A 23,826-nucleotide genomic window follows, 5' to 3' on the forward strand; every position below is an offset into this window, starting at 1 on the left:
GCTGTTTTTCGGGTGACCAAACCCGGCCGCTGATTTAGCAGCGACGGAACGAACCTTAGAAGTGAGTGTGTTCTTGGGCAATAAACGGATGGTTTAATCGTTCGTAGTTTTATCAGGTGCTGGCAGGTTTACTGATACACCGCTCAAAAATCGCCTCCAACCCCCGATAGTCACACGCCACCGCGTCAATATTTGCCGGTATCCACGCCGCATGTTTGACCAGCCACCAGTTCACCGAAAATCCCGCGTTCACGATGATCTGTTCAAACAAAATTCGCTGCGCCCGGCCATTGCCTTCGCGGAAAGGGTGGATAACGTTGAGATCGCCATAAGCCTCGGCGACTTTACTCGCCAACTCGGGTTGGTTCGCGCCGACAAACCAGTTTGCCTGCTCCATCTGCCGGATGATTTTCGCGGCTTCTGGCGGGATACGTTCCGGAGTGCAGAACAGCGTGTCGCCTTTCTGGAGGTTGACGCTGCGTAGCTCACCGGCCCAGTCGTAGATGTCGCCGAACAGGATGCGGTGGATATGTTGCAGGCGTTCGAGGTCGTAGGGCGGCGGAAAGAGTGGGAGGTTGCCTACGGCGATTTCGGATAGTTCACGCTCGGCTTGGTGCAAGCGGAGCTCGTCGAGCAAGTCGAGTCGGTTGCGCAGGACACTGCTACCGGGGTAGCAGTACGGGTCCTGGCCCACCCCGTACTTGTCGAGCATTAGCGTGGGGTGTTGCGGTACTTGGCAAGGACGGCTTCGCGTGTCGGCAGCGGCTTGTCGACGTCGGTCGGTTGGGTGTCGAACCCTTCCAGGCGCAGGCTGGCCAGGTAATTGGAACGGCGGATCTTATGATAGTGATCCTGTTTTTGCTCAAACGTCAGTTCGCTCATTGCAGCGTACTCCTAGTTAGCAAGGCTTTGATTGTAGCGCAATGCATCAGGGGGCAGGCAGGATAAAAACCACGTCACACTCTATACAAAAAACCCGCCAAAAATCTGAATTCAGCGTATGTTTCACCGCAAAATCTTGTAGGGCAATTCCGCCCACTACTTAAAGGGAATTAGCATGGGTTTGCTTCGTGTCGCTTCGGCGATGTCATTGTTTGCGGTGGCTTTCTCGATCCAGGCCGAGCAGTTGCCGATCGAGGTGCTGAGTGCGGTGGTCAAGGACCAGAAAATCGCCGACGCCGAGGTGCTGCTGCAACGCAACGGTGCGCAGAACGTGGTGGGCCGCACCAACGCTCAAGGGCAGGTGACGCTGACCAGCGAGGCGGCTGACGACGTCAGCAACCTATTGATCATCAAAAAACCGGGCTATTCCAACCTGGTGGTGAAATGCCCGTGCAAGGGCATGACCTACGCTATCAGCCCTGTGATGGAAAACCTCGATGGCTTGCGCGTGGTGCTGAGCTGGGGCCAGACGCCGGACGATCTCGACTCCCATATGATCTTCCCCGGCAACAATATCTACTTCGAGAACAAGACCGGCACTGACGCCGAGCTGGACGTGGATGACACCGACAGCTACGGCCCGGAGACCATCACCCTGCAGAAAAAACACTACGGTGAAAGCTACGTTTACGCTGTGCATGACTACAGCAACGGCGGCAATCCAGGCTCGCGTCAGTTGTCCAACAGTGAAGCCAAAGTATTCGTGTACATGGGCCAATCGCTGGTGCGCACCTACTACGTGCCGAAAAACCGCAGCGGTAACCTGTGGACCGTGTTCCGCATGACCGGCAGTGGCGATTTCCAGGACATCAACACCTTCAGCGGCGTGACCGTGAATGCCGCCAATGTACTCAACGAAGTCAAACCATTGCTGGACGACAGCGTTGCCGTTACCGCAGTAGCCGTCAGCTCTTCCGCACAGACCGATGCGAAGCGTCTGAATGTGCAGGGCGAAGCGGCCTACCAGGCGGGTAATCTGGACCAGGCGATTGACCTGTTCCGCCAGGCCATTGATCTGGATAACGGCTTCGGTAAAGCCTATGGCAACCTCGGCCTGGCGTATCAGAAGGCTGGCAACACCGCCGAGTCGATCTGGGCCAACCGCAAGGCTATCGCCCTGGCGACGGGGGCCAATGCGGCAACCGTACGCGCGGGTGCCTACTACAACATTGCGCGAATCTACGAAGCGGCGGGCCAGTTCCCGGATGCGCTGCGTCACTACCAGTTGGCCAAGGAGCAGAAGGCCAATCCGGTGTACGACACGGCGATTGAGCGGGTGCAGAACCGCTGATTCGGTTGTAGCGCGGTTTTGAAATGTGGGAGGGGGCTTGCTCCCGATAGCAGTGGGTCAGTGAGTTATTTGTAGCTGATCCACCGCCATCGGGGGCAAGCCCCTTCCCACATTTGGTTTTTGGTGTTCCTACAGTCGTATTTGGCCCAAGGCCATTGCTGCACCCTGTGTATCATCCTGTCTCTTTTTTCCATGCGACCTTTCTCGATCCGCTGAACTTAATGGGCTACGTTTTTAAGCCACGTTCAACGGTCAATGGAGTGACAGCCTATGCACGACACCCTCCAGCAGGTCTTTGGTTATCCACAGTTTCGTTTGGGCCAGGAAGAGACGGTCAGCGCTGTGCTGGCCGGTCGTTCGGCGGCCGCTATTTTCCCCACCGGGTCGGGCAAGTCCCTGTGTTATCAACTGTCAGCCGTATTGCTGCCACACCTGACGCTGGTGGTGTCGCCGTTGTTGGCATTGATGCAGGACCAGTTGGGTTTCCTGCGGCGTCACGGCATTTCAGCGGGCAGCATCGACTCGGCGCAAAGCCGCGAGGACGCCAATGACGTGATGGCTCGCGCACGTTCAGGCGAATTGAAAATCCTGATGATTTCCGTGGAGCGCTTGAAAAATGAGCGTTTCCGCAACTTCCTGCAAAGTGTGCAGCTCTCGCTGCTGGTGGTGGATGAGGCGCACTGCATTTCCGAGTGGGGCCACAACTTCCGTCCGGACTATCTGAAGCTTCCCGACTACCAGCGCCAGTTCAAGATCCCACAAGCGCTGCTGCTGACGGCTACGGCCACGCCCAAGGTGATTGCCGATATGCAGGCCAAGTTCGCCATTGCGCCGCAGGATGTGATTACCACGGGCTTTTACCGGCCCAACCTCAACTTGTTGGTAGAACCGGTGAGCGGCGCGGACAAACGCCGCCGTCTCGTGCAATGGATGAGCGAGCGGGCCAATCAGCCGAGCATCGTCTACGTCACCCTGCAAAAAACCGCCGAGCAGATCGCCGAGCACCTGAACCGTAACGGCATCCAGGCCGAGGCGTATCACGCCGGTTTGCCCCACGACAAACGCGAGGGCATCCAGCAGCGTTTCATGGGCGGGCGCTCCAATTGCATCGTCGCCACCATCGCGTTTGGCATGGGCATCGACAAGAGTGATATCCGCAATGTAGTGCACTTCGACCTGCCCAAATCCATCGAAAATTACAGCCAGGAAATCGGCCGCGCCGGGCGCGATGGCCAGCCTTCGGACTGCCTGGTGCTGGCCAATCGCGACAGCCTCAATGTGCTGGAAAACTTCGTGTACGGTGATACGCCGGAGCAGGAAGGTATCCGCCGGGTGCTGGAAGAGGTGCAGGCCGCGCGAGACGAGGGCCAATGGGAGTTTTTACTCAGGTCTTTATCGGACCACAGTAACATTCGCGAGCTGCCGTTGAAGACGCTACTGGTGCAGTTGGAGCTCAAGGGCGTGATCGCACCGCGCTACGCGTTTTATGCCGAGTACCGTTTCAAGTACCTGATCGAACCCGATGCCTTGCTGGCCCGATTTTCCGGGGAGCGGCAACAGTTTGTCGCGGCGATCATCCAGGTGTGCAAGCGCGCGAAAACCTGGGCGACCGTGGATTTCGACGCGCTCTACCAGCAGCACAACGCCGAGCGCAGTCGTGTGGTGAAAGCGTTGGATTATTTCCAGGAACAGGGCCTGATCGAATTGGAAAGCAAGCAGATGACCGAGGTCTACAGCTTGCTGAACACCGATTTCGACCCACAGGTGCTGAGCGCCGAGTTATACACAGGCTTCAAGCAGCACGAGGTGACAGAAGTGGCGCGGATTCACGCCATGCTTGATCTGTTCGCCACCGAGCAGTGCCTGGGGCAACGCCTGGCGCGCTATTTTGGCGACGAAAATGTACCTGAGCGTTGCGGGCATTGCTCGGTGTGCCATGGGCACGTCGCCCATCTATCGCCGCCGCCGCGCCTGCCTCCGCTTGTGGATAAAAACTTCATGAGCCTGTGCGGCGATTTTATCCACAGGCATCATGAGCACACCGGCCAATTGCCGGGTGCGCAACGGTTGACGCGCTTTCTGGGTGGGATCAGCGTGCCGTTGTTCACCAAGTTGAAGGCGCGGGGCATTCCCGGTTTCGCTGCGCTGGAGGACTATCCCTACGCCGAGGTTCGTGAGTGGGCCGAAGCTCATTTGAATGACCTGTAAACTCCTTCTAACGAGAGGTGCCCATGCCTGACTCAGTGCCACAACGTGCCGATTACGCACACTTCCAGCCGATCATTACGCGCTGGCACGACAATGACGTGTACGGCCATGTGAATAACGTCACCTACTACAGCTTTTTCGACACGGCGGTGAATACCTACCTGATCGAACAGGGCGAGTTGGATATTCATGACGGGGAAGTGGTCGGGTTTGTAGTCAGTTCGGCGTGCGATTACTTTGCGTCGATCGCTTTCCCAGAGCGCATTGATATCGGCCTGCGGGTGGGCAAGTTGGGCAATAGCTCAGTGCAATACGAGTTGGCGGTATTCAAGGCAGGCGAGCAGGAAGCCTGTGCGGCGGGGCGTTTTGTGCATGTGTTTGTCGACCGGGGCACGAACCAGCCGGTGACGATTCCGGGGAGGTTGCGCGAGGCGTTACAGCGGTTGGTAGCCTGACTCGGTCCCGCAAACACCGCTGAACCAAATGTGGGAGGGGCTTGCCCCCTCCCACATTGATTTGCAGTGTTCTTTAAAGCTTAGCGGTGACGGTAGTGATGTTTGTTCTTGCGATGCCCATAGGCATGACCGCGGCCAGGGTGGCCATCGCGGTAGTAGCGACGGTCGTCGCGGCCACGGTAACGACGGTCATCGTCATCGCTCTTGTTGCCCATGTAGTTGCCCAGCGCGCCACCTGCCCCACCGCCGGCGGCTGAGCCGATCAGTGCGCCGGTGCTGCCGCCGACACTGCGGCCTACCACGTTGCCGCCGGCGGCGCCCAGTGCGCCGCCAATGGCTGCTTCGCCACGGCTGCGCTTGTCGGCGCCGACTGCGCTACCGCCCGCGCCACCCAGCGCTGCGCCGATGGTCGAACCGGTGTTGCCGCCCAACTGCTGGCCGACAACCGAACCTAGAACCCCGCCCAATGCGCCGCCCACACCGGCTTCGGTGGTGCCACCGGCCATGGCTGCGCCACTGACCAGGCCAAGGGACAACAAGAGAATCGAGGAGAACTTCATTCAGGGAAACCTCAAGGGGATGACGGCGCGATCCTGAGGTTGTATCGAACCGCTGACAATCGAAATCCGACCGGCGGCAGCAGTTGTATACAATTTGCTAAGTTGCTGTTTTGTATAGGGAACTTAAGTTGTTTTTACGAGTCTTTAGCTACTTGGGAAAGGCCGCTTTTATATAAAAAGCGGCCTTTTTTGTGCCTGCAAAATGTGTAGCACACGTCAGGCCGAGCGCGCCATGATCAACCCATTATCGCTCGCCGCTTCCAAACGAATCGCCACAAACTTCGACGTTGGCGTATGGCTACCGTCGCCCGTGCTTTCCAACGGCACCAGAGGGTTCACTTCCGGATAGTAAGCAGCGGCCTGCCCGGCCGGAATATCGAACGCCAGCAGGGTGAAGCCCTTGACGCGCCGCTCTCGGCCGTCTTCCCACAGCGAAATGATGTCCGCCTTCTGCCCCGGCTTGAAGCCCAGGCGGATGATGTCGGCTTCGTTGACGAACAGCACATCCCGTTGGCCTTTGACGCCGCGATAACGGTCGTCTAGCCCATAGATAGTGGTGTTGTACTGATCGTGGGAACGCATCGACTGCATGATCAGGTCCGGCACACGCCCTGTGGCGCGGGTGCGTTCGTGAATCAGGTCTTTGGGCAGGACGTTCGGTCGGAAGTTGGCGCGGCCCGATGGGGTGTTCCAGCGGCGTGCGCCGGCGGAGTTGCCCAAGTAGAAACCGCCCGGGTTTTTGAGCTTCTCGTTGAAGTCCTTGAAGCCTGGAATGGTGTCGGCGATCAGGTCGCGAATGCGTCCGTAGTCAGCCACCAGCCAATTCCAATCCACCGGTTTGCTGCCCAGGGTCGCGGCGGCAATGCCCGCCACAATCGCGGGCTCCGATTTCATCAGCTTCGACAGCGGCTGCAATTGGCCGTTGGAGTCGTGGACCATGCTGAACGAGTCTTCCACAGTCACCGCTTGCGGGCCCTCGGCCTGGATATCGATGTCGGTACGGCCCAGGCATGGCAGGATCAGCGCGTCTTTACCGTGCATCAGATGGCTGCGGTTGAGCTTGGTGCTGATCTGTACAGTCAGGTCGCAGTTACGCAACGCTTCGAACGTGCGGGTGCTGTCCGGCGTGGCCTGGGCGAAGTTGCCGCCCAGACCGATAAACACCTTGGCGCGGCCTTCAAGCATCGCGTGGATGGCTTCGACCACGTTGTGGCCATTGGTGCGCGGCACCTGGAACTGGAAGCGGCGCTCCAGTGAGTCGAGGAATGCCACCGGTGGGCGTTCATTGATGCCCATGGTGCGGTCGCCCTGCACGTTGCTGTGACCGCGCACCGGGCACAGGCCGGCGCCTGGGCGGCCGATATTGCCGCGTAGCAACATCAGGTTGGCGATTTCCTGGATGGTCGGCACCGAGTGACGGTGTTGGGTGATGCCCATCGCCCAGCACATGATCACGTTTTTGCCTTTGGCATACATGCGCGCGGCTTGCTCGATCTCCACCAGCGTCAGGCCGGACTGCTCGACGATTTCCTCCCACGAGGTGTCGTCGATCTGGCCCAGATAGTCCAGCACGTTGATGGTGTGTTCGTTGAGGAAGTCGTGATCGAACACCGCTTCCTTGCCTTCGGCCAAGGCTTGACGCTCCCACAGCAGCAGGAACTTGGCCATGCCGCGCAGGATGGCCATGTCGCCGCCCAGCGCCGGGCGGAAGTAGGCGGTGTTGGTTGGCTTGTCGCCGTTGGTGAGCATTTCCAGCGGATGTTGCGGGTGCTGGAAGCGTTCCAGGCCACGTTCTTTCAGGGGGTTGATACACACCACCTGAGCGCCGCGTTTCACCGCTTCGCGCAGCGGCTCGAGCATGCGTGGGTGGTTGGTGCCGGGGTTCTGGCCCCAGACGAAAATCGCGTCGGCATGTTCGAAGTCATCAAAGGTCACCGTGCCTTTGCCCACGCCCACACTCTGGGCCAGGGCCACGCCGCTGGCTTCGTGGCACATGTTCGAGCAGTCCGGGAAATTGTTGGTGCCGTAGGCGCGCACAAACAGCTGGTACAGGTAGGCGGCTTCGTTGCTGGCGCGACCCGAGGTGTAGAACTCGGCCATGTCCGGGCTGGGCAGGGCATTGAGGTGCTTGCCGACCAGGTCGAACGCGGCGTCCCAACTGATGGGCTGGTAGCGGTCGGTCGCGGCGTCGTAGCGCATAGGCTCGGTGAGACGGCCTTGGTACTCCAGCCAGTAATCGCTTTGTTCAAGCAGCGCGGTCACGCTGTGTTTGGCGAAGAATGCGGCGTCCACGCGGCGCTTGGTGGCTTCCCAGTTGACCGCCTTGGCGCCGTTTTCGCAGAACTTGACCATGCCACTTTCCGGCGAGTCGCCCCAGGCACAGCCCGGGCAGTCGAAGCCGCCGTTCTGGTTGGTCTTGAGCATCATGCGCAGGTTTTTCAGCGCGTTGTCGCTGGTCAGCCAGGCGTGCGCCACGCTGATCAATGCACCCCAGCCGCCTGCCGGGCCTTTATAGGGCTTGTAGCGTGGGGTTGGGGTTTGGTCGGCTTGGTGGTGAAGGCTCATGGCTGGTACTCCATCGCTGGGCTGTAGACCCGCGGCGCGCTTTTCTGCGGCAGGTGGATGAGATTGAGGTTATGCCGGCGCGCCCATTGCAGGGCAAGGCCGGTAGGCGACGACAGGCTGACCAGAGTCTGGATGCCCGCGCGCAGGACTTTCTGGATCAATTCGAGGCTGCAGCGGCTGGTGACAATTGCCAGGCCACCGTCGGTCGGAATCTGTTGGCGGGTCAGTGCGCCAATCAATTTATCCAGGGCGTTATGCCGGCCGATGTCTTCGCGGCCCATCAGCAATTCGCCCTGGTTGTTCATAAATATGGCTGCGTGCACCGCGCCGCTGTGTTGGCCCAAGGGCTGGAAGGCGCTGATGCGCTGGCGCAGGCCATCAAGCCATGCGGCGGGTGGCAAGGGTGCGCCGGGCAGCACCTGCAGGTCGGGCAAAGCCTGCTCCACGGCTTCGACGCCGCACAGCCCGCAGCCGCTGGTGCCCGCTAATTGGCGGCGCTGCTGCTTGAGGTTCCAGAACGCCCGGCTGGAAATCTGTACCTGGGCATATTGTGCAGAGCCCGATCCGCTGAGCTTCAGGTCATAGATGTCGCTGACGTCGGTGATAATGCCGCTGCCAAGGCTGAAGCCGACAATGAAGTCTTCCAGGTCGGTCGGCGTCACCAGCATGACGGCCTGGCTGATGTCGTTATAGGCAATCGCCAACGCCACCTCTTCGGCCAGTGCAGTACTGCCGACGTCTGTGTGTTCGAGATTGCTGTACTCATAGCTCTGGCTGGCGGCGGGCGCGGGCGTTTCAAGGGCGGGCGCCGCGCAGGTTGGGCGCTTGGCGTTCATGAGGCAATTACCACCGACGGATTGATCAGTGTTCAGACTAGGCGCGACAAAGGGTCGCGTCTAATTGCCAGTATTGATGTAGTGATAGACGGCGTCGATCAAGGCTCGGTTTTGCGCGGTCGTCTGCTCGCCGTCGAAGGCTCTGGAACCCAAAACCTTGGGACTGGTCTAGTCTTGGGCATCAGGAACTTAAACCCAAGGAGAGCGCACTATGAGTATTTTCAGCTTTATCAAAGAAGCCGGCGAAAAGATCGTCGACCTGTTGACGCCGGGTAATGCTAATGCGAGTGAGCAGTTGAAGGAGCATGTGAGCAAGGTGGGCCTGGGTAATCCAAACGTGCAAACCACCGTGGATGGCGACAAGGTCACCGTGACCGGTGAAGTGGCCACCCAGGAAGAGAAAGAGAAAATCCTGCTGGCACTGGGCAACATCGCCGGCGTGGCGAGCGTGGATGATCAGATCACCGTCACGGGCCCTGCGGTTACCGCTGCGCGTTTCGTCGTGGTGAAAAAGGGCGATACCCTCAGCGCGATTTCCCTGGCTGTGTACGGTAATGCCAACCAGTACAACAAGATTTTCGAGGCCAACAAGCCGCTGTTGTCGCACCCGGACAAAATCTACCCAGGCCAGACCCTGCGTATTCCTGAGTAATACGCACAACAATCCTGTGGGAGGGGGCTTGCCCCCGATGGCAGTGTGTCAGTCACTGGATGTGTTTCTGATATACCGCTATCGGGAGCAAGCCCCCTCCCACATGGGTTCAGAGTCCGGGTATTAGATCGCGGTAGTCCTCGACAGCCGCAAACTCTGCGGTGTCCTTGGGTCCCTTTCTGCTGTCCGGCTCTTTCACCGCCAGTAGATGCCCTACACCGAACTCCCTGGCGCTGCGCAGGATCGGCAGGGTGTCGTCGATAAACAGGCTGCGGGCCGGGTCGAACTGGATATCAGCGTGCAGCGCTTCCCAGAACTGCTGGTTTTCCTTGGGAAAACCGTAATCGTGGGAGCTGATCAGTTGCTCGAAGTACGGCGCCAGCTCAATGCGCTCCAACTTCAATGACAACGAATCGCGGTGAGCATTGGTGATCAGGATCACGCGTTTGCCGGCCTGTTTGATCGCCGCCAGAAATGTATCGGCGTCCGGGCGCAGGGCGATCAGGTGGGCGGTTTCAAGCTTGAGTTCGCGCACTGGGATCTTCAGTTCGGCGCTCCAGAAATCCAGGCAATACCATTGCAACTGTCCGGCGTTACGCTCGAACAGGGGCTGCAGTTCCATTTCGGCCATGGCCCGGCTTACGCCATGCAGTTCGGCATAACGCTGGGGCAGGTGCTCCATCCAGAAATGGTTGTCGTAGTGCAAGTCGAGCAAGGTGCCGTCCATGTCCAGCAGGACGGTGTCGATGGCGTGCCAGGGCAAAGAGGGCATGGGGCGTTCTCATGTAAGTAAAGATATCCGACACAGACAATCGGAAAAGCCACGGTATAGTAACCCGATCACGCCAAGGAGCCGTTCATGCGCCAGAAACCCACCGTCCTCGCCCGCGAAATAGTCGCCAGTAGCCGTTTGTTCCGCGTGGAGGAAGTGCAACTGCGCTTTTCCAATGGCGTTGAACGGACCTACGAGCGCCTGGTGGGCCGTGGTGCCGGTTACGGCGCAGTGATGATCGTCGCCATGATCGACGAAGACCATGCCTTGCTGGTGGAAGAATACTGCGGTGGCACCGACGAGTATGAGTTGTCCTTGCCTAAAGGCTTGATCGAGCCCGGCGAGGATGTGCTGGCGGCGGCCGACCGCGAACTCAAGGAAGAAGCCGGCTATGGCGCACGCCAGTTGGAACACATCACTGAGCTTTCACTGTCACCCGGCTACATGAGCCAGAAAATCCAGGTGGTGCTGGCCACCGAGCTTTATGAAGAGCGCTTGGAAGGCGATGAGCCCGAGCCCATGCGCGTGGAGCGGGTCAACCTGCGTGAGCTGTCGGCACTGGCGCAAAACGAGCAGTTCAGTGAGGGCCGGGCACTTGCCGCGCTGTACCTGGTGCGAGACCTGCTGACCCAGCGTGGAGTGTTTACCTTATGAGCGAACTGTTTCTGGGCCATCCCTTTATCGCCCCCGTCATCGAACTGGCTCGCCAGGCCGGTGAAGCCATCCTGCCGTACTGGCGTGCCGACGTCGCGGTTACCTCCAAAGCGGATGATTCGCCGGTGACGGCCGCCGACCTGGCTGCGCACCATCTGATTCTCGCGGGCCTCACTGCGCTGGACCCAAGCATTCCGGTGCTGTCCGAAGAAGACGCCGATATCGACCAGAGCGTGCGCGCCGGTTGGCAGCGTTGGTGGCTGGTGGACCCGTTGGACGGCACCAAGGAATTCATTGGCGGCAGTGAAGAATTCACGGTCAATATCGCCTTGATCGAACAGGGCCGCGTGGTGTTCGGCGTGGTGTCGATGCCCACCAGTGGTCGTTGCTACTTCGGCGGCGCGGGCCTGGGGGCTTGGCGTTCGGATGTGAATGCCGCGCCCAGGCAGATCCAGGTGCGCCAGGTTCCGGCCGCGGGTGAAGCCTTTACCGTGGTTGCCAGCCGCCGTCATACCAGCCCGGAGCAGGAGCGTTTGCTGGAGGGGCTGAGCCAAGGCTTGGGGGAGCTGAAACTGGCGAATATCGGCAGTTCCTTGAAGTTCTGCCTGTTGGCCGAGGGCAGTGCCGACTGTTATCCGCGCCTGGCGCCGACCTCGCAGTGGGACACTGCGGCGGCGCAAGGCGTGCTGGAAGGGGCGGGGGGCGAAGTGCTGGAGTTGAATGGCAAGCCGTTCAGCTACCCGGCGCGGGAATCGTTGTTGAACCCGTTCTTCCTGGCGTTACCGGCCAAGGCGGCGTGGCGTGAGCGCCTGTTGACCCTGGCCAGATCCTGAAGCCGCAACAGATCAAACTGTGGGAGGGGGCTTGCTCCCGATAATGGAGTGTCAGTCACTGAATGTGCTGCTGATACACCGCTATCGGGAGCAAGCCCCCTCCCACATTTTTAACGGTGCAGGACGTATTGGCCAGTGAAGGCTACTGCTCTTTCGTCATTGCCCTCATTCACAATCCACGTCTCCAGCGTCAACCGCGCTCGCCCATAGCGCTTGTACGTTGCGACAAAGCGCTTCCACACTTTCTCCTCCGGCGCTGCGCAAATCACCGTCGCGTCCTGCGTCACCGGCAACGGATAGCTGATCTGCCCTTCCTGAATCACGATGTGCCCGTCTTCGATGCCCTCTTCGCGCAGTCTCAGGTGCAACCAACCCCAACCCGCCAGCACGGCGCCGCAGTAGAGGCTGCCGCCAAACATGGTGCTCTTGTGGTTGATATTGGCCTGTAAGGGTAAATGCAGTTGCAGTTGGCCGTGTTGCCAGTCGAGCACCTTGAGGCCCATTTCCCGGGTGAGGGGGATGTCGTGATGGAGGACGGATTCCAGGTAACGGCTGTCGCGGCTCATGGCGGTCTCTTGGCGGGTGGGCAGTGTCATTCGTCGTCTGCGCTGTGGCTGGTGCTGTCGGCGAAGTTCAGGCCATGCTTGCGCAGTTTGTCGTGCAGGGTTTTGCGGGGCACGCCGAGGGCTTCGGCGAGGCTGCGCATGGAGCTGTGGGGGCGGGTCAGTTCGGCGGCGATCAGGCTTTTTTCGAATTGTTCGACTTGCTCGCTCAAGCCGCCGGGCGTGGAGGTCAGTGCGCTGGCGGAGGGATTATCCAGCGTACTGTCCAAGGCCAGTTCAAGGCCCAGGGCAAAGCGTTCGGCGGCGTTTTGCAGCTCGCGTACGTTACCTGGCCAACTGTGGCGCAACAGCAGCGCGCGCTGGCCCGGTTGCAGCTCATGCAAGGGCAGGCCGTGGCGGCTGCTGGCTTCGTCGGCGAAGTGCTGGAACAGCATCAGCGCATCTTCACCGCGCTCGCGCAGTGGCGGAATACGCAGCGGCGCGACATTCAGGCGGTAATACAAGTCAGCCCGGAAGCGGCCCTGGTCGGCCGCCTGGCGCAGGTCTTCCTTGGTGGCGGCGATGATGCGGATATCCAGTGCAATCAACTGGTTGCCGCCCAGCCGCTCCACAACGCGCTCCTGCAGCAGGCGCAACAGCTTGACCTGTACATCCAGGCTCATGCTTTCGATTTCATCGAGGAACAGCGTGCCGCCATTGGCGAATTCGAACTTGCCGATGCGGCGCTTCTGCGCGCCGGTAAACGCGCCCGGTTCATGGCCGAACAGCTCGCTTTCCACCACCGATTCGGCCAGGGCCCCGGCGTTGATCGCCACGAACGGACCGCTGCGGCGGCTCGACAGATCGTGCAAGGCGCGGGCGACCACTTCCTTGCCGGCGCCGGTTTCGCCGAGGATCAGCACATCGGCCTTGGTCGCTGCCAGTGCGCCGATTTGCTCGCGCAGGCGCAGCATCTGCGGCGAATGCCCCACCAGGCGCGTGCTCAGTTGCTGCCGGTCACTGAGGGCCAGGCGCAGGCTGCGGTTGTCCAGCACCAGTCGGCGCAGGGCCAGGGCGCGGCGCACGCTGTCGAGCAAGGCGTCGCTGGCGAAGGGCTTTTCGAGGAAGTCATAGGCGCCGGCACGCATGGCCTGCACCGCCAGCGGCACGTCACCGTGGCCGGTGATCAGCAGCACTGGCAGGTCAGGGTCCTGGCCGTGCAGTTCGGCGAGCAGTTCCAGGCCGTCCATGCCGGGCATGCGGATATCGCTGACCACGACGCCCGACCAGTCCCGCGACAAGCGCGCGGTGAGGCCGCTGGCTTCGCCCAGGGGCAGCACTTTCAGCCCGGCCAGGTCCAGGGTCTGGCACAGCGCCTGACGCAAATGGGGATCGTCATCGATCAGCACCACCTGAATCTGGTTATCGATACTCATACACTGCGGTCCTCGGACGGTTGCAGACTGACGCCCGGCGAGCCGGCACGCAATTTCAAGGTTAACAGCGCGCCGCCTTCCTTGTGGTTGGCGAATAGCAGTTCGCCGCCGAAGGCACGCATCAGGGTGTCACAGATCGCCAGGCCCAGGCCCAGGCCCTGGGTGCGCGTCTTGGTGGTGTAGAACGGCTCGCTGGCGCGGCCCAACGCCTCCATGCAAAAGCCCGGGCCGTTGTCGCGAATGTACAGGTTGACGCCCTGGTTAGTGGTTTGGGCGCTCAGCCACAGTTTGCGTGGCGGGCCTTTTTCGGTAAGGGCGTCCAGGGCATTGGCCAGCAGGTTGCCCAGCACCTGACGCAGACGGGTTTCACCGGCTTGTACCCATAAGGTCGCCTCGGGTAGGTCGCGGATCAATTCCACTTCCATCGAGCGCCGCCGTTTGGCCAGTAAGGCCAGGGCATCGTCCAGCGCGGGTTGCAGCGCCACGCTTTCCGGCGCGTGACGGTCACGGCGGGCGAACGCGCGCAAGTGGGCGATGATCGAGGCCATGCGCCCGGTCAGTTCGCTGATCAACTTGAGGTTGCCGCGCGCATCGGCGGTGCGTTCATGGTCGAGCAGGATTTCCGCGTTTTCCGCGTAGCTGCGAATCGCTGCCAGGGGTTGGTTCAGTTCATGGCTGATACTGGCCGACATGGTGCCCAGCGCCGAGAGTTTACCGGCCTGCACCAGGTCATCCTGGGCACGTACCAGTTCCTGCTGAGCGTGTTCGCGCTCCAGCACTTCCTGTTTCAGGCGCCGGTTCAGGCCTTCCAGGTCGCTGGTGCGCTCGGCCACGCGCATTTCCAGCTCGCGGCGCGCCTTGGCTTCGAAGGCGATGCGCTCCAGGTAATGCCGGCGGCGCTGCATCATCAAGCCGAGCAGCAGCATCAGCACCAGCAAGGTCGCGCCGCCTACGGCCACCACGGTACGCACCGGGCGGTTGATCAAGGATTGGGGGGCGAGGATTTCCACGTTCCAGCCGGTCTCGGCGATGGCGGTGGATTGGCGCAGCCAGGCGCTGCTGCTGAGGTTCAGCGGCTGAGGATCACGGGTGGGATAAGGCTGGATGGCAATAATGGCCTGGCGCTCTGCGGCGGTCAGCGGCCGGGTAGCGCGGAACCGCCATTGCGGGCGCGAGGTGAGGATTACCACGCCGTTGTGGTCGGTCACCAGGAGTTGTTCCGGGGTGTTGCCCCACAAGCTCTCGGTGTGGTCCAGATCCACCTTGACCACCAGCACGCCAATGATGTTCTCACCATCGCGTACGGCGGCGGCGAAGAAGTAGCCGCGCTTGGCCGAGGTGGTGCCTAGCCCGAAAAAGCGCCCCAGGCGCCCGGCCATGGCTTCGCTGAAGTAGGGGCGAAAGGAAAAGTTGCGCCCGACGAAGCTGTCTTGTTTGTCCCAGTTGGACGCGGCGAGAGTCTTGCCGGTGGTGTCCATCAGGTACATCACCTCCACCCCGGCCTGGGCGGCGACGTCCTTGAGCAGCGAGTTGGCGTTGACCAGGTTGGTGCTGACGTGAGGCGCATCCAGCGCGGTGCGCAGGGCCGGCAGGTCACCGAGGATCTGCGGCAGCACTTCATAGCGATGCAGGGTGCCCAACAGGTTGGCGACGTACAGGTCGAGGGTCTGACGGTTTTGCCCGGCCAGCTCGCTGCGGTAGTAGCGCTCGGCCAAGTGCTCCAGCGGCCAGAGCAGCGGCGCCAGGCACAGCGCCAACAGGGCGAGGCTGCGCCAGCGGGGTCTTCGCGGAAGGGGTGGGGTCATGGGAGTCGTGCGCCTGTGGGTACAGGCGCATTATGCCTAGTGCTGCTCGGCAAGACACTCGTGCAATGCGTCGTGCCACTGCGGCTGGCTGACCTGCCATTGCTGTTGCAGGCGGCTGCAATCGAGGCGCGAGTTCAGCGGGCGCCGGGCGGGTGTCGGATAGGCGCTGGACGGGATCGCTTCCAGCTCGGCGCAGGGTTTGCCTGCGGCGCGGAGGGCTTGGCCAATGGCCTCGGCAAAGCCGAACCACGACGTTTCGCCCTGGGCCGTGAGGTGGTAAACCCCCCAATCCCCGGCGGTGCCGGCTTGCCAGCACTCAATCAGCGCACGCGTACTGTTGGCGATGGTCCCGGCCCAGGTTGGCGCGCCGATCTGGTCGGCGACGATGCGCATCTGCGGCTTCTCCTGCAGCAGACGCTGCATGGTCAGCAGGAAATTCTTGCCGTGACCCGAGTACACCCAACTGGTGCGCAGAATCAGGTACTTCCCGCCCACGGCCGCAATCGCCTGCTCGCCCGCCAGCTTGCTCTGACCGTAGACGCCCAGTGGGTTGGGCGAATCGCTTTCGGTGTACGGGGCCGGTTTGCTGCCGTCGAACACGTAGTCGGTCGAGTAGTGGATCAGCGGGATGCCAAGGGCCTTGGCTTCTTCGGCGAGGATGCCGGGGGCGATGGCGTTGATGGCGAACGCTGCTTCCGGCTCGCTTTCGGCCTGATCGACCGCGGTGTGAGCGGCGGCGTTGATGATCAGGTCGGGGCGGTGGGCGCGCACTTGTTGGCGAATCTGCTCGGCGTGGGCCAGGTCAAGCTGGTCGCGGCCCAGGACGATGAGTTCGCCCAGGCCTTGGAGCCGCTGTTGCAGCTCTTGGGAGACTTGGCCGTGTTGGCCGGTGATGAGTATTTTCATGGAAAAAGATCGGCTTCCGTCAGTAATTTACCGACCTGGTCCTTGGCAGACAGTTGCGGCGGCTCGGACAGCGCCCAGTCGATAGCCAGCGTCGGGTCATTCCAGAGAATGCTGCGTTCGGCACTCGGTTGATAGTAGTCGGTGGTTTTGTATAGAAACTCGGCATAGTCGCTCAGCACCACAAACCCATGGGCGAAACCTTCCGGCACCCACAGTTGGCGATGATTCTGCGCGGATAAACGTACGCTCACCCATTGGCCGAAGTTCGGTGAGCTGCGGCGGATGTCGACGGCAACATCCAGCACTTCACCGTAAGTGACACGTACCAGTTTGCCCTGAGTGTGTTCAAGCTGATAGTGCAGCCCGCGCAGCACGCCTTTTTGCGAGCGTGAATGGTTGTCCTGCACGAAGTCACGTTTGAGCCCGGTGGCGGCTTCAAAAGCGCGAGCGTTGAAGCTTTCGTAGAAAAAACCGCGCTCATCACCGAATACTTTTGGCTCGAGAATCAGCACGCCAGGTAACGAGGTTTCAACGACATTCACTTGGTTTCTCCGGCCAGCGAGTAGAGGTATTGACCGTAACCGGTTTTGCCGAAGTACTTGGCACGTTCCAGCAGATAGTCACGATCAATCCAGCCGTTCTCGTAGGCGATCTCTTCCAGGCAGGCTACTTTCAGGCCCTGGCGATGCTCGATGGTCTGCACGTAGGTCGACGCTTCCAGCAAGCTGTCGTGGGTGCCGGTATCAAGCCAGGCGAAACCACGACCGAAACGCTCAACGTGCAGGTCGCCGCGCTTGAGGTAGGCGTTGTTGACGTCGGTGATCTCCAGCTCGCCGCGTGGCGAAGGCTGGACGGCCTTGGCGATCTTGATCACGTCGTTGTCGTAGAAATACAGGCCGGTCACGGCATATGGCGACTTGGGCTTGGCAGGTTTTTCTTCGATGGACAGGGCGCGGCCTTCCTTGTCGAAGTCGATTACGCCGAAACGCTCTGGGTCTTTGACCCAATAACCAAATACTGTGGCGCCGCTGGTGCGTTCTGCCGCAGTGCGTAGTTGGTCGCCAAAATGCTGGCCGTGGAAAATGTTATCTCCCAGGATAAGGCAGACAGGGTCATTACCGATGAAGTCTTCACCAATCAGAAATGCCTGGGCCAGGCCATCCGGTGTGGGTTGCTCGGCATAGCTGAAGTGCACGCCAAACTGGCTGCCATCACCCAACAGGTTGCGATACTGCGGCAAGTCCACCGGGGTGGATATGACCAGGATGTCCTTGATGCCCGCCAGCATCAGCACAGAGATCGGATAATAAATCATCGGTTTGTCGTATACCGGCAACAGCTGTTTCGACACGCCCAGCGTAATGGGATGCAAACGGGTGCCGGAGCCGCCGGCCAATACGATGCCTTTCATCATGCGATCAAATCCTTCAAGTCGGTGTTGCCCAATCGTTGGCCTTGATAACTACCGTCCTGGACCCTGCGGCACCATTCCAGATTGTCGAGGTACCACTGCACGGTTTTGCGTAGACCCGTTTCAAAAGTCTCTTCAGGCGTCCAGCCCAGTTCATGTTCGATCTTGCTCGCATCGATCGCATAACGTTGGTCGTGACCGGGGCGGTCTTTGACGAAGGTAATCAGATCGCTGAACTTCTCCACCTCGGCCGGGCGTTGTGGCGCCAGCTCTTCAAGCAGGTTGCAGATGCTGCGTACCACGTCGATGTTCTTTTGCTCGTTGTGCCCACCGATGTTGTAGGTCTCGCCAACCACGCCTTTGGTCACGACTGTCAGTAGCGCCCGGGCATGGTCTTCGACATACAGCCAGTCGCGTACCTGCAGCCCATCGCCATATACCGGCAGCGGCTTGCCCGCGAGGGCGTTGAGAATCACCAGCGGGATCAACTTCTCGGGGAAATGGAACGGCCCGTAATTGTTGGAGCAGTTGGTCAACAGTACCGGCAGGCCATATGTACGCTGCCACGCGCGTACAAGATGGTCGGACGCCGCCTTGCTGGCTGAATAAGGCGAGCTGGGGGCGTAAGGCGTGGCCTCGGTAAACAGGTCGTCCACGCCGTGCAGGTCGCCATACACTTCGTCAGTAGAAATGTGGTGAAAACGAAACGCATGCCTGGCGGGCTCGTCGAGCTTCTGCCAATAAGCACGGGCGGCTTCCAGCAGGCTATAGGTGCCAACGATATTGGTCTGGATAAAGTCCGATGGGCCATCGATAGAGCGGTCTACATGGGACTCGGCCGCCAGGTGCATGATCGCCTGTGGCTCGAAGCGCGCCAGTACGGCGCTGACTGTCGCCTGGTCGACGATGTCGGCCTGGACGAACTCATAGCGGCTATTGGACGCGACGCTGGTCAGCGACTCCAAGTTGCCGGCGTAGGTGAGTTTGTCCAGGTTGAGCACTTCGTGCTCGGTATGTTGAATCAAGTGCCGGATCAAGGCAGAGCCGATGAAGCCAGCGCCGCCGGTGATGAGAATACGCATATCGGAGGCCCTTTCCTTAGACGGACATTAAGCGAGTGAAGCATAGCTTGAGTTGTGTAGCAGGGGTGGCGCAAGCACGGTGTATGTTGGGGGTTGCCTAACCCTTTCATCAATGGCGATATAGGCCCTGTCAAAAATAGACACCTGTCAAAAACAGACACCTGACAAAACGCAGAGGTTGTCCCATGTTGCTCGCTACCTTGATTCACCGCGCCAGCTTAGCCTGCCCGCAAGTAGGGCCTACCCACGCGGCGAGGTTGCTTGAGCAGCATTATGGCCTCACAGGTAGATTAACTTCATTGGGTAGCCAGCAAGACCTCAACTACAAAGTTGAAAGCCCCCTGGGCCGCTTTGTTCTGAAAATCTGCCGGGGTGACTACGCCGCAATCGAGCTACTGGCCCAGCATGCAGCCCTCAACGAGCTGCAGGCCCACGTAAAGGTGCGCGTGCCCAAGGTCATCAAGGCCCTCAATGGCGACGAACTGCTGAGCGTCACCGTCGATGGGCAAACCCTGCACCTGCGGCTACTGGACTACATCGACGGCCAGCCGCTGACCGATTTGCCTCACCTGGGTCGCGATGTGATCGCAGGGTTCGGCGACCTGTGCGGGCGAATGAGCCTGGCACTGTCAACGTTCACCCATCCCGGCCTGGACCGCACCCTGCAATGGGACCCACGCCACGCGCAGGAGCTGATCACCCATCTGCTGGCGACCTTGCCCGAGCTTCCCCATCGCACTGCACTGGAGCAGGTCGCCGGGCAGATCGAAGCGCATATCCGGCCATTGGCTGCACACTTGCCCTGGCAGGCCGTGCACATGGACATCACCGATGACAACGTGGTCTGGCAGCGCGATGCGCAGCGGCATTGGCAGGTCCAGGGTGTGATCGATTTCGGCGACCTGGTACACACCTGGCGCATCGCTGACCTGTCGGTGACGTGCGCTGCGCTGCTGCATCACGCTGAGGGCGACCCGTTTGCCATCCTGCCGGCGATCCAGGCCTGTCACGCGATCACGCCGTTGCAGCATGAAGAGTTGCGCGCGCTGTGGCCGTTGATCGTCGCCCGTGCGGCGGTGTTGGTGTTGAGCAGTGAGCAGCAGCGACGTCTGGACCCTGATAACGCCTACCTGTTGAAGAACGCCGAGCACGAGTGGGAAATTTTCCATGTCGCCACGTTGGTGCCGTTCGAACTGATGGAAGCGGCGATCCTGAGCAGCGTTGGCGAGGCGTTGCCTGCCTTGGCCAGCCAGGACTTTGCCCCCTTGCTGCCGGGGCTGGTCGGGCGGGAGTTTGCGCTGATCGACCTGGGCGTGCTCAGCCCGCATTTCGAGGCGGGCAATTGGGAGACGCCGGGCATGGATCGGCGGCTGCTGAATGAAGCCGCTGCGGTGCATGGGCTGGCAGCCAGCCGTTATGGGCAATATCGCTTGTCGCGCACCCGCCCGGACAGTGCTGGGGAACCGGACACCTTCGCTCTTCATGTCGAATTAAGCCTGCCCCATGGCACAGTGCTTGAGGCACCTTTCGCCGGGACACTGCGCGAGGGCGCCGACGGCTTGCTGTGTGTGTACGAAGAGCGCCTGAATCTGCGCGTATGGGGCGTGACAACGCGGCTCAAAGCCGGTGCGCAGGTGGTGAAGGGGCAAATACTCGGTGAAGTCCACGGGCCGTTGATCGTGCAGCTGTGTCGTGCCGATCTTGCGCCCCCGCTGTTCTGTGCGCCTTCCCGGGCGTCGGCGTGGCAGACGTTGTGCCCGTCACCGGCGGCGTTGCTCGGGCTGGCCTGTGATGCCGAACCGGAGCTGGACGCCGAAGCCCTGCTGGCCCGGCGCGACGCCAGCTTCGCCCGTTCGCAGAAGCATTATTACGTCGACCCGCCCCGTATCGAGCGGGGCTGGCGCAATCACTTGATCGACATGCAGGGCCGCTCCTACCTGGACATGCTCAACAACGTGGCGGTGCTGGGCCACGGCCACCCGCGCATGGCAGCAGTGGCGGCGCGGCAATGGTCATTGCTCAACACTAATTCACGTTTTCACTACGCGGCGATCGCCGAGTTTTCCGAACGCCTGCTGGCGCTGGTGCCGGCGGGCATGGACCGGGTGTTCCTGGTCAACAGCGGCACCGAGGCCAATGACCTGGCGATCCGCCTGGCCTGGGCCTACAGCGGCGGGCGCGACATGCTCAGCGTGCTGGAGGCCTATCACGGCTGGTCGGTGGCGGCGGACGCGGTGTCTACCTCGATTGCCGATAATCCCCAGGCGTTGAGCAGCCGCCCGGACTGGGTGCACCCGGTGACGGCGCCGAATACCTACCGGGGTGAGTTTCGCGGGCCAGACAGCGCGCCTGACTATGTACGAAGCGTGGAACATAACCTGTCGAAAATCGCCGCTGGCCAACGCCAACTGGCGGGTTTCATCTGCGAACCGGTGTATGGCAACGCCGGTGGCATTTCGTTGCCGCCCGGCTATTTGCAGCAGGTTTATGGGCTGGTCCGCGCCCAGGGCGGTGTCTGCATTGCCGATGAGGTGCAGGTAGGTTATGGGCGCATGGGGCATTTTTTCTGGGGCTTTGAAGAGCAGGGCGTCGTGCCGGACATCATTACCATGGCCAAGGGGATGGGCAACGGGCAGCCGCTGGGCGCGGTGATCACCCGTCGAGAGATTGCCGAAGCCCTGGAAGCGGAGGGCTATTTCTTCTCGTCATCGGGCGGCAGCCCGGTGAGCTGCCGTATCGGCATGGCGGTGCTGGATGTGATGGAAGAGGAAAAGCTGTGGGAAAACGCCCAGGTAGTGGGCGGATATTTCAAGACACGCCTGCAAGCGTTGATCGAGCATCATCCGTTAGTCGGCGCGGTACACGGTTCCGGCTTCTATCTGGGCCTCGAACTGGTACGTGACCGACAGACCCTGGAGCCCGCGACGCAAGAGACTGCGCTGTTATGCGACCGTCTGCGCGAACTGGGAATCTTCATGCAGCCGACCGGCGACTACCTGAACATCCTCAAGATCAAGCCGCCGATGGTCACGACCCGGCGCAGTGTGGATTTCTTCGTCGACATGCTGTCGAAGGTGCTGGGTGAGCTGTAGTCATTCGATTGTTATCGACTAAATTACGTGATCTAGCCTATTTATTATTCATGTTCACTATTAAAGCCGATATTTATCCGTTATAAAGTCGGCTTTCACCCCATTCGGAGTCCTCATCGCCATGACCACCCTGCACAGCACACCACGCGCCGATGGCTTCCATATGCCCGCCGAATGGGCGCCACAGACTCAAACCTGGATGATCTGGCCCGAGCGCCCGGACAACTGGCGCCTGGGCGGTAAGCCGGCGCAAGCGGCCCACGTGGCCGTGGCCAAGGCCATCGCACGGTTCGAGCCGGTGACCGTTGCGGTTTCCGCCAGCCAATATGAAAACGCTCGTAGCCGCCTGGATGTGCCGAATATCCGAGTGGTGGAAATGTCCAGTGACGACGCCTGGGTAAGGGACACGGGGCCGACGTTCGTGATCAACGACAGCGGTGAAGTACGCGGGGTGAACTGGGATTTCAACGCCTGGGGCGGTTTCGATGGTGGCCTGTATGCGCCGTGGAACCGTGACGCACAGGTGGGCGGCAAGATTCTCGAGATCGAGCGCGCTTCGCGTTATCGCACCGAAGGCTTCGTGCTGGAGGGCGGTTCGATCCACGTCGACGGCGAAGGCACCCTGATCACCACCGAAGAATGCCTGTTGAACCGCAACCGCAACCCGCACTTGGATCGCGCAGCCATTGAAGCGGTGCTCAGCGCCAACCTGGCTGCGGATAAGATCATCTGGTTGCCGGATGGCCTGTTCAACGACGAAACCGACGGCCATGTGGATAACTTCTGCTGCTACGTGCGCCCAGGTGAGGTGCTGCTGGCCTGGACCGACGACCCGCAAGACCCGAACTACCCGCGCTGCCATGCCGCCATGGAGGTACTGCAAAGCAGCACCGACGCCCGCGGCCGCTCGTTCACGGTGCATAAGATGCCGATTCCGGGGCCGCTGTATGCCACCGAAGAAGAATGTGCCGGTGTCGATCCGGTAGACGGCAGCCAGGAACGTAATCCGAGCGTGCGGTTGGCCGGTTCCTACGTCAACTTCCTGATCGTCAACGGCGGCATCATCGCGCCGAGTTTCGATGACCCGCTGGACCATCAGGCCAAGCAGATCCTGCAGAACCTGTTTCCACAACACGAAGTGGTGATGGTGCCGGGCCGTGAACTGTTACTGGGGGGTGGCAATATTCACTGCCTGACCCAGCAGCAGCCAGCACCGCAGAGAAATTGAGTGCAGTTGTAACAGCGCCTTGAGGGCGAGCGAGCACTGCGCGAGCGCAGTATTCCCGGCAAGCCCGCGACCCAGCACGGTCGCGGGCTTTTTTGTGCCTGAGTACCTGTGAATGCGGGAGATTGGCATACCTCTTGTATCGGCAAACACACCACAGAGCGCCAAGGTGATGACCGCATGGTTCTGTCACAAACCTTGAGTAAGTTAGCCGCTCACGCAGCAGGAGAGAGCGCTGAAATGAATGCTGAAATCAACCCGATGTACACGCGCACGTTCCACCCGGTGCGGGTCGACGGCGATGCGATCCACGCGCTGGCGCTCTGGTTGAAGGAAAACGGCGCGCGCCAGAACAGGCAACCGCCTGACTGGCGCAGCGTGATGAGTGAACGCTACCCGGCGGGCTTGTTAACGGAGGATGAGGTGCAGGTGTTGTGCGAGCTGGAGCGCAACTGAAAGCGCCGACGAATCAATATGGGAGGGGCCAAGGGCTTTTTTGTAGGAGCGCTATAGGTCTGTGCTTAGAATTATTTAGCCTAAATAGAGGCGGTTCACGAAA

The 23,826-nt window shown here is 60.7% G+C and carries 22 protein-coding genes; 9 read left to right on the top strand and 13 right to left on the bottom strand.

What is annotated here, in order from left to right:
- Positions 1-112 precede the first annotated feature (112 nt).
- Positions 113-712 (bottom strand): putative adenosine monophosphate-protein transferase Fic, encoded by a 600-nt coding sequence (locus C4J93_RS01375; RefSeq protein ID WP_124402735.1) that lies wholly within the window; start codon positions 710-712, stop codon positions 113-115.
- Positions 712-882, bottom strand: coding sequence for a YhfG family protein (locus tag C4J93_RS01380; protein ID WP_124402736.1), 171 nt, complete (start codon positions 880-882; stop codon positions 712-714). The genes C4J93_RS01375 and C4J93_RS01380 overlap by 1 nt, the downstream gene beginning before the upstream one ends.
- Before the next feature lie 175 nt (positions 883-1,057).
- Between C4J93_RS01380 and C4J93_RS01385 the strand changes: the two genes are divergently transcribed.
- The 3 genes from C4J93_RS01385 (at position 1,058) to C4J93_RS01395 (ending at position 4,896) form a co-directional block, all read left to right on the top strand.
- The gene (locus C4J93_RS01385) at positions 1,058-2,233 is read left to right on the top strand and encodes a tetratricopeptide repeat protein (RefSeq protein WP_124428396.1); all 1,176 of its coding nucleotides are present in this window, start codon (positions 1,058-1,060) and stop codon (positions 2,231-2,233) included.
- A 270-nt stretch (positions 2,234-2,503) separates the two neighbouring features.
- Positions 2,504-4,441 (top strand): ATP-dependent DNA helicase RecQ, encoded by a 1,938-nt coding sequence (locus C4J93_RS01390; RefSeq protein ID WP_124428397.1) that lies wholly within the window; start codon positions 2,504-2,506, stop codon positions 4,439-4,441.
- A 23-nt stretch (positions 4,442-4,464) separates the two neighbouring features.
- On the top strand, positions 4,465-4,896 hold the full coding sequence (locus C4J93_RS01395; protein ID WP_124428398.1) for a thioesterase family protein: 432 nt from the start codon (positions 4,465-4,467) through the stop codon (positions 4,894-4,896).
- 80 nt (positions 4,897-4,976) lie between these two features.
- Here C4J93_RS01395 and C4J93_RS01400 read toward each other — a convergent pair whose 3' ends face one another.
- The 3 genes from C4J93_RS01400 to fdhD form a co-directional block, all read right to left on the bottom strand.
- Positions 4,977-5,456, bottom strand: a complete 480-nt coding sequence (locus C4J93_RS01400) for a glycine zipper domain-containing protein (protein ID WP_124369222.1) — start codon at positions 5,454-5,456, stop codon at positions 4,977-4,979.
- Between the two features lie 216 nt (positions 5,457-5,672).
- Positions 5,673-8,021 carry an FdhF/YdeP family oxidoreductase gene (locus C4J93_RS01405; protein ID WP_124428399.1) on the bottom strand — a complete coding sequence of 783 codons (2,349 nt, stop codon included), beginning with the start codon at positions 8,019-8,021 and terminating at the stop codon, positions 5,673-5,675.
- Positions 8,018-8,857, bottom strand: coding sequence for a formate dehydrogenase accessory sulfurtransferase FdhD (gene fdhD, locus C4J93_RS01410; protein ID WP_124428400.1), 840 nt, complete (start codon positions 8,855-8,857; stop codon positions 8,018-8,020). Before fdhD ends, C4J93_RS01405 begins: the two co-directional genes overlap by 4 nt.
- Before the next feature lie 211 nt (positions 8,858-9,068).
- On the opposite strand from fdhD, the gene lysM reads away from it, so the two are divergent.
- Positions 9,069-9,509, top strand: coding sequence for a peptidoglycan-binding protein LysM (lysM, locus tag C4J93_RS01415; RefSeq protein WP_003187704.1), 441 nt, complete (start codon positions 9,069-9,071; stop codon positions 9,507-9,509).
- A 109-nt stretch (positions 9,510-9,618) separates the two neighbouring features.
- Here lysM and yrfG read toward each other — a convergent pair whose 3' ends face one another.
- The gene (gene yrfG, locus C4J93_RS01420; protein WP_124428401.1) at positions 9,619-10,281 is read right to left on the bottom strand and encodes a GMP/IMP nucleotidase; all 663 of its coding nucleotides are present in this window, start codon (positions 10,279-10,281) and stop codon (positions 9,619-9,621) included.
- An 87-nt stretch (positions 10,282-10,368) separates the two neighbouring features.
- On the opposite strand from yrfG, the gene nudE reads away from it, so the two are divergent.
- Entirely contained in the window at positions 10,369-10,935 is a 567-nt protein-coding gene (gene nudE / locus C4J93_RS01425; RefSeq protein WP_124360813.1) for an ADP compounds hydrolase NudE, read from the top strand.
- A complete protein-coding gene (cysQ, locus tag C4J93_RS01430; protein WP_124428402.1) occupies positions 10,932-11,768 on the top strand; it encodes a 3'(2'),5'-bisphosphate nucleotidase CysQ in 837 nt (278 codons plus the stop codon). The genes nudE and cysQ overlap by 4 nt, the downstream gene beginning before the upstream one ends.
- Before the next feature lie 110 nt (positions 11,769-11,878).
- On the opposite strand, the gene C4J93_RS01435 is transcribed toward cysQ, so the two are convergent.
- From C4J93_RS01435 to rfbB, 7 genes are read right to left on the bottom strand one after another with little or no spacing between them, the layout of a single operon-like run.
- Complete coding sequence (locus C4J93_RS01435; RefSeq protein ID WP_124428403.1) at positions 11,879-12,334, bottom strand: YiiD C-terminal domain-containing protein; 456 nt, start codon at positions 12,332-12,334, stop codon at positions 11,879-11,881.
- Between the two features lie 26 nt (positions 12,335-12,360).
- Positions 12,361-13,746, bottom strand: coding sequence for a sigma-54 dependent transcriptional regulator (locus tag C4J93_RS01440; protein ID WP_124428404.1), 1,386 nt, complete (start codon positions 13,744-13,746; stop codon positions 12,361-12,363).
- Positions 13,743-15,551, bottom strand: a complete 1,809-nt coding sequence (locus C4J93_RS01445) for an ATP-binding protein (protein WP_124428405.1) — start codon at positions 15,549-15,551, stop codon at positions 13,743-13,745. Before C4J93_RS01445 ends, C4J93_RS01440 begins: the two co-directional genes overlap by 4 nt.
- Before the next feature lie 36 nt (positions 15,552-15,587).
- The gene (rfbD, locus tag C4J93_RS01450; RefSeq protein ID WP_124428406.1) at positions 15,588-16,457 is read right to left on the bottom strand and encodes a dTDP-4-dehydrorhamnose reductase; all 870 of its coding nucleotides are present in this window, start codon (positions 16,455-16,457) and stop codon (positions 15,588-15,590) included.
- The gene (gene rfbC / locus C4J93_RS01455; protein WP_124428407.1) at positions 16,454-16,999 is read right to left on the bottom strand and encodes a dTDP-4-dehydrorhamnose 3,5-epimerase; all 546 of its coding nucleotides are present in this window, start codon (positions 16,997-16,999) and stop codon (positions 16,454-16,456) included. The genes rfbD and rfbC overlap by 4 nt, the downstream gene beginning before the upstream one ends.
- Positions 16,996-17,871, bottom strand: a complete 876-nt coding sequence (gene rfbA / locus C4J93_RS01460; protein WP_124428408.1) for a glucose-1-phosphate thymidylyltransferase RfbA — start codon at positions 17,869-17,871, stop codon at positions 16,996-16,998. Before rfbA ends, rfbC begins: the two co-directional genes overlap by 4 nt.
- Positions 17,868-18,950: a dTDP-glucose 4,6-dehydratase gene (rfbB, locus tag C4J93_RS01465; protein ID WP_124428409.1), complete on the bottom strand. Its 1,083-nt coding sequence runs from the start codon at positions 18,948-18,950 to the stop codon at positions 17,868-17,870. Before rfbB ends, rfbA begins: the two co-directional genes overlap by 4 nt.
- A 185-nt stretch (positions 18,951-19,135) precedes the next feature.
- Between rfbB and C4J93_RS01470 the strand changes: the two genes are divergently transcribed.
- The 3 genes from C4J93_RS01470 to C4J93_RS01480 all read left to right on the top strand — a co-directional run bounded on the left by C4J93_RS01470 (position 19,136) and on the right by C4J93_RS01480 (position 23,723).
- Entirely contained in the window at positions 19,136-22,042 is a 2,907-nt protein-coding gene (locus C4J93_RS01470; RefSeq protein WP_124428410.1) for an aminotransferase, read from the top strand.
- Positions 22,043-22,163: 121 nt separating this feature from the next.
- Entirely contained in the window at positions 22,164-23,270 is a 1,107-nt protein-coding gene (aguA, locus tag C4J93_RS01475; RefSeq protein ID WP_124428411.1) for an agmatine deiminase, read from the top strand.
- Positions 23,271-23,507: 237 nt separating this feature from the next.
- Entirely contained in the window at positions 23,508-23,723 is a 216-nt protein-coding gene (locus tag C4J93_RS01480; RefSeq protein WP_124369234.1) for a hypothetical protein, read from the top strand.
- The last annotated feature ends 103 nt before the right edge of the window (positions 23,724-23,826 follow it).

It is taken from the genome of Pseudomonas sp. R2-37-08W (assembly GCF_003851705.1).
Lineage (GTDB): Bacteria > Pseudomonadota > Gammaproteobacteria > Pseudomonadales > Pseudomonadaceae > Aquipseudomonas.

Excerpts from the sequence above, each read along its gene's own strand:
- C4J93_RS01375 (WP_124402735.1), bottom strand. The coding sequence starts at position 712 with ATGCTCGACAAGTACGGGGTGGGCCAGGACCCGTACTGCTACCCCGGT.
- C4J93_RS01380 (WP_124402736.1), bottom strand. The coding sequence starts at position 882 with ATGAGCGAACTGACGTTTGAGCAAAAACAGGATCACTATCATAAGATC.
- C4J93_RS01385 (WP_124428396.1), top strand. The coding sequence starts at position 1,058 with ATGGGTTTGCTTCGTGTCGCTTCGGCGATGTCATTGTTTGCGGTGGCT.
- C4J93_RS01390 (WP_124428397.1), top strand. The coding sequence starts at position 2,504 with ATGCACGACACCCTCCAGCAGGTCTTTGGTTATCCACAGTTTCGTTTG.
- C4J93_RS01395 (WP_124428398.1), top strand. The coding sequence starts at position 4,465 with ATGCCTGACTCAGTGCCACAACGTGCCGATTACGCACACTTCCAGCCG.
- C4J93_RS01400 (WP_124369222.1), bottom strand. The coding sequence starts at position 5,456 with ATGAAGTTCTCCTCGATTCTCTTGTTGTCCCTTGGCCTGGTCAGTGGC.
- C4J93_RS01405 (WP_124428399.1), bottom strand. The coding sequence starts at position 8,021 with ATGAGCCTTCACCACCAAGCCGACCAAACCCCAACCCCACGCTACAAG.
- fdhD (WP_124428400.1), bottom strand. The coding sequence starts at position 8,857 with ATGAACGCCAAGCGCCCAACCTGCGCGGCGCCCGCCCTTGAAACGCCC.
- lysM (WP_003187704.1), top strand. The coding sequence starts at position 9,069 with ATGAGTATTTTCAGCTTTATCAAAGAAGCCGGCGAAAAGATCGTCGAC.
- yrfG (WP_124428401.1), bottom strand. The coding sequence starts at position 10,281 with ATGCCCTCTTTGCCCTGGCACGCCATCGACACCGTCCTGCTGGACATG.
- nudE (WP_124360813.1), top strand. The coding sequence starts at position 10,369 with ATGCGCCAGAAACCCACCGTCCTCGCCCGCGAAATAGTCGCCAGTAGC.
- cysQ (WP_124428402.1), top strand. The coding sequence starts at position 10,932 with ATGAGCGAACTGTTTCTGGGCCATCCCTTTATCGCCCCCGTCATCGAA.
- C4J93_RS01435 (WP_124428403.1), bottom strand. The coding sequence starts at position 12,334 with ATGAGCCGCGACAGCCGTTACCTGGAATCCGTCCTCCATCACGACATC.
- C4J93_RS01440 (WP_124428404.1), bottom strand. The coding sequence starts at position 13,746 with ATGAGTATCGATAACCAGATTCAGGTGGTGCTGATCGATGACGATCCC.
- C4J93_RS01445 (WP_124428405.1), bottom strand. The coding sequence starts at position 15,551 with ATGACCCCACCCCTTCCGCGAAGACCCCGCTGGCGCAGCCTCGCCCTG.
- rfbD (WP_124428406.1), bottom strand. The coding sequence starts at position 16,457 with ATGAAAATACTCATCACCGGCCAACACGGCCAAGTCTCCCAAGAGCTG.
- rfbA (WP_124428408.1), bottom strand. The coding sequence starts at position 17,871 with ATGATGAAAGGCATCGTATTGGCCGGCGGCTCCGGCACCCGTTTGCAT.
- rfbB (WP_124428409.1), bottom strand. The coding sequence starts at position 18,950 with ATGCGTATTCTCATCACCGGCGGCGCTGGCTTCATCGGCTCTGCCTTG.
- C4J93_RS01470 (WP_124428410.1), top strand. The coding sequence starts at position 19,136 with ATGTTGCTCGCTACCTTGATTCACCGCGCCAGCTTAGCCTGCCCGCAA.
- aguA (WP_124428411.1), top strand. The coding sequence starts at position 22,164 with ATGACCACCCTGCACAGCACACCACGCGCCGATGGCTTCCATATGCCC.
- C4J93_RS01480 (WP_124369234.1), top strand. The coding sequence starts at position 23,508 with ATGAATGCTGAAATCAACCCGATGTACACGCGCACGTTCCACCCGGTG.